Source organism: Streptomyces sp. (assembly GCF_031178505.1).
GTDB classification, from domain to species: Bacteria; Actinomycetota; Actinomycetes; order Streptomycetales; family Streptomycetaceae; genus Streptomyces; species Streptomyces gulbargensis.
Window position 1 is genome coordinate 1 of the sequence record NZ_JAPSIW010000627.1, and the last position, 4187, is coordinate 4187.

Here is a 4187-nt window from a genome sequence, read left to right on the forward strand (position 1 = left end):
CGGGCCCTTGCCGGGCTTGACGTGCTGGAACTCGACGACGGACCAGAGCTGGCCGCCTTCGAGCTTGAGCACCATGCCGTTCTTGAGGTCGTTCGTGGAAGCCACGGTTGCGGAATCTCCTGGACTGACGTGGACCCCGGAGGAGTACGCGCCCTACAGCGCGAGCAGCTCCTTGGTCGTGATGGTGAGTAGCTCGGGTCCGCCGTCCGCCTCCTGGCGCACGACGAGCGTGTCATCGATCCGGACTCCGCCCCGGCCCGGGAGGTGGACCCCCGGTTCGACGGTGACCGGCACACAAGCGTCCAGTTTACCCATGGCCGACGGGGACAATTGCGGGTCCTCGTCGATTTCGAGCCCCACACCGTGCCCGGTGAGGGGAACGGCGGTCTCGGCATGGCCCGCCGCGTCCAGGATCTGCCGGGCGGCACGGTCCACGTCGCGGTATCCGGCGCCGGGGGCGAGGGACTCCCGGCCCGCCCGCTGAGCGGCGAAGACGAGCTCGTAGAGCTCGATCTGCCAGTCCGCGGGGGTGGTCCCGATGACGAAGGTGCGGCCGATCTCGCAGCGGTAGCCGCGGTAGTCGGCGCCGAGGCAGACGGAGAGGAAGTCGCCCTCCTCGACGCGCCGGTCGGTGGGCCGGTGGCCCCGGCGTCCGGAGTGCGGGCCCGCCGCGACGGAGGTGGGGAAGGCGGCCCCGTCGGCGCCGTGGTCGACCAGCCGCCGCTCCAGCTCCAGGGCGAGGTGGCGCTCGGTCCTGCCGACCAGGATCGATTCGAGGAGTTCACCGAGGGCCTGGTCGGCGATCTCGGCGGCGATCCTGAGGCAGGCGATCTCGTCCTCGTCCTTGACGATCCTGAGCTGTTCGACGGCGCAGGCGAGGTCGGTCAGCGGCAGCCCCGGGGTGACGGAGCCCATCGCCCGGTGACGGGCGACGGTGAGGTCGTGCTCCTCGACGGCGAGCGCGTCGGCTCCGGCCCGGCGGGCGAGGTCCACGGCGAGGACCGCCGGGTCGCCGCCGCCGGCGGGGAGGACCTGCTGGCGCAGGTGTTCGTCGAGGCGTCCGTCCGCCGGTTCCGCGCCGGGCGCGGTGGGGCGGAGCAGGACGTCCGTGCCGGGCTCCGGCCCGACGAGGAGCACGGCTCCGGGGGGCGCGGCGCCCGTGAGATAGCGGACGTTGGCGGGGCGGGAGACCAGGGCCGCCGGGCTGCCCGCGGCCGCGCTCCGGTCGCGCAGCCGTACACGGCGGTCCGCATACACCTCTGACATGTTGTCGAGCCTACGAGCCCCGGCGCGCTCCGGCCTGTTCAGCGCGGCCGACCGGGGCGGGGGCGGGGCCGCCCCGGACCCGCCCCGGGGGCGGACGCCGGTCACCAGGCGGGCGGGCTCGCTATCGCGCGGGCGAGGACCTCGTCGAGGACGCGGGCCGTGGTCTCCACGTCGTACGTGGAGTTGTCGATGATCGGCAGGCCCGACCCGTACCAGCCGGCCATCCGGCCGTGGATGGCGGCGACCTCCTCGTCCGAGAGGCGCCGGTTGCCGCTGCGCTCGGCGTTGCGCTCCAGGACGATCTCCAGGCCGGGCAGGAGGACCACGGGCAGCAGCCCGGGGCCGACGTGCCGCTTCCAGCCGCCGAGGCCGACGACGGGGCGGTCGGGGAAGACGGCGTCGTCGAGGATGCAGGAGATGCCGTTGGCGAGGAAGTTCCGGGCGGCGAAACCGCAGGTGCGGCGGGCGAGCCGGTACTGCGCCTCGGAGTTCTCGTTCCATCCGGACTGCGGGTCGGCGAATCCGGAGCAGACCCATTCGCGGACGTCGTCCAGGCTGATGTGCGCGGTCGGCACCCGCCGTCGCTGGGCCCAGTGGCGGGCCACGGTCGTCTTGCCCGCGCCCGCCGGGCCGATCAGCAGGACGGCGAGGGTCGCGGTACCGGTACCGCCGCCGGGTTCGGCGGGCGGCGCGAGGGGCGCGACGGGCGGCAGCGGGACGTGGCCGGTGGGCTCGGCCCGGTGCGGCGGCGCGGAGGGAGGCGCGGCCGGCGGCTGCGGTACGGCTCCGGGGGCGCCCCAGACCGGCGCGCCCTGAGGCGCCGGCGGCGCGGCCGGGTGAGGCGCCCCGGGGGCACCGGCCTGGACGGCGCGGTGCACGCCGAGGCGGGAGCCGGGCCGCGCGGGCGCGGAAGGAGGGGGCGGCGGGACGGGAGGCCGGCCTCCCTGGGGCCCGCCGGGTCCGTTCACGGGGTCGGGGGCCCAGCCCGACCGCTCGGGCGGTGGCAGCGGGCCCCCCACTGCGTGCTGCATCCGGTGGCACTCCGTCCCGTACGACTGCTGTTCTCCGGTGTCCCGGCGTTTGCGCGGGGACGGCGGAACGTTACCGCCCCGGCCCCCCGCGAGGGGAACGGGCGGGTCCCGCCCGGAGTGCCCGGCTCCGCGCCCCGTCCCACGAGCGCCGTGCCGGACACGGTCCCTCCCGCGCCCGGCCGCACCGTCCGCGGCGGGCTCCGGGGTGCGCGTCCCCCCACCCCTTTGCCCGGACCCGCCCCCTCAATCCCTCAGGCGGACAGTTCCTCGGCGAGGGCCCGCAGCGCGAGCCGGTAGGAGCCGACCCCGAAACCCGCGACGGTGCCGGTGGCCACGGCCGCGACGACCGAGGTGTGGCGGAACTCCTCGCGGGCGTACGGGTTGGAGATGTGGACCTCGATCAGGGGCGCGGTGCGCTGGGCGGCGGCGTCGCGCATCCCGTACGAGTAGTGCGTGAACGCCCCCGGGTTGAGGACGACCGGGATCGAGCCGTCCGCCGCCTCGTGGAGCCAGCGGATCATCTCGCCCTCGTCGTTCGTCTCCCGGACCTCCACGTCGAAGCCCAGCTCCGCGCCGAGGTTCCGGCAGGACTCGACCAGCCCCTTGTAGGAGGTGGCTCCGTAGATGTCCGGCTCCCGGGAGCCGAGCCGGCCCAGGTTCGGGCCGTTCAGGACGAGGACGCGCCGGCGTCCCGGCTCGCTCACGCGGACACCTCGCCGTACGCCGCGACGAGGACGGCCGGGTCGGGCCCTTCGAGGACGGACGGCTTGCCGAGCCCGTCGAGCACGATGAAGCGCAGCAGGTCCCCGCGGGACTTCTTGTCCACCTTCATGGTCTCCAGGAGCTTGGGCCACTGGTCGCCGCGGTAGGTGAGCGGCAGGCCGACGGACTCCAGGACGCTGCGGTGCCGGTCGGCTGTGGCGTCGTCCAGGCGTCCGGCGAGCCGGCCGAGCTCGGCGGCGAAGACCATGCCCACGGAGACGGCGGCGCCGTGGCGCCACTTGTACCGCTCGTTCTTCTCGATGGCGTGGGCGAGGGTGTGGCCGTAGTTGAGGATCTCGCGGCGGCCGGACTCCTTGAGGTCGCCCGAGACGACCTCCGCCTTGACCTTGATGGAGCGGACGATCAGCTCCGCGGTGTGCGGTCCCGCGGGGGTCCGGGCGGCCTGCGGGTCCCGCTCGATCAGGTCGAGGATCACCGGGTCGGCGATGAAACCGGTCTTGATGATCTCGGCGAGCCCGCTGACGTAGTCGTGGACCGGCAGCGAGTCGAGGGCGGCCAGGTCGCACAGCACACCGGCCGGCGGGTGGAAGGAGCCGACGAGGTTCTTGCCCTCGGCGGTGTTGATGCCGGTCTTGCCGCCGACCGCCGCGTCGACCATGCCGAGGACCGTCGTCGGTACGGCGACCCAGCGCACGCCCCGCAGCCAGGTCGCGGCGACGAAGCCGGCCAGGTCGGTGGTGGCGCCGCCGCCGACGCCCACGATGACGTCGGTGCGGGTGAAGCCGGTCTGGCCGAGCGCCTTCCAGCAGTAGGCGGCGACCTCGGCGGTCTTCGCCTCCTCGGCGTTGGGCACCTGGATGGCGACGGCCTCGTACCCCTGGTCGGCGAGGTCCTGGCGGAGCGCCTCGCCGGTCTCGGCCAGGGCCTCCGGGTGGATCACGGCGACCCGCCTGGCCCGGTCCCCGATGAGGGTGGGGAGCTCGCCGAGCAGCTGCCGGCCGACCAGCACCTCGTACGGGTCGGTGCCCGCGCTGCCCGCGACGTGGATGCGGGTGACGTCCTGCTCCGTGGTCATGCGTCCTTCTTCAGTTCCAGTGCCGAGAGGACCGCGTCCGCGACCTCCTCGGGGGTCCGCTCGTCGGTGGCGACGACGACCCGGGCGACTTC

General features: G+C 74.6%; 4 protein-coding genes and 2 pseudogenes. All 6 read right to left on the reverse strand.

Going from position 1 to position 4187, the window contains the following annotated elements:
- Positions 1–105 (reverse strand): annotated as a pseudogene (locus tag RIF68_RS29265) (elongation factor P); the annotation flags it as partial.
- 48 nt (positions 106–153) lie between these two features.
- Positions 154–1257 carry a M24 family metallopeptidase gene (locus tag RIF68_RS29270; RefSeq protein WP_309054296.1) on the reverse strand — a complete coding sequence of 368 codons (1104 nt, stop codon included), beginning with the start codon at positions 1255–1257 and terminating at the stop codon, positions 154–156.
- A gap of 110 nt (positions 1258–1367) precedes the next feature.
- On the reverse strand, positions 1368–2297 hold the full coding sequence (locus tag RIF68_RS29275) for an AAA family ATPase (RefSeq protein ID WP_309054293.1): 930 nt from the start codon (positions 2295–2297) through the stop codon (positions 1368–1370).
- A gap of 251 nt (positions 2298–2548) precedes the next feature.
- Entirely contained in the window at positions 2549–3001 is a 453-nt protein-coding gene (gene aroQ, locus RIF68_RS29280) for a type II 3-dehydroquinate dehydratase (RefSeq protein WP_309054294.1), read from the reverse strand.
- Positions 2998–4095, reverse strand: a complete 1098-nt coding sequence (gene aroB, locus RIF68_RS29285; protein WP_309054295.1) for a 3-dehydroquinate synthase — start codon at positions 4093–4095, stop codon at positions 2998–3000. Before aroB ends, aroQ begins: the two co-directional genes overlap by 4 nt.
- Positions 4092–4187, reverse strand: a pseudogene (locus tag RIF68_RS36570) (shikimate kinase); the annotation flags it as partial. The gene aroB and the pseudogene RIF68_RS36570, both read right to left, overlap by 4 nt.

Bases quoted from the DNA above. Each gene is read 5' to 3' on its own strand.
- aroB (WP_309054295.1), bottom strand. From the start codon at position 4,095: ATGACCACGGAGCAGGACGTCACCCGCATCCACGTCGCGGGCAGCGCG.
- RIF68_RS29275 (WP_309054293.1), bottom strand. From the start codon at position 2,297: ATGCAGCACGCAGTGGGGGGCCCGCTGCCACCGCCCGAGCGGTCGGGC.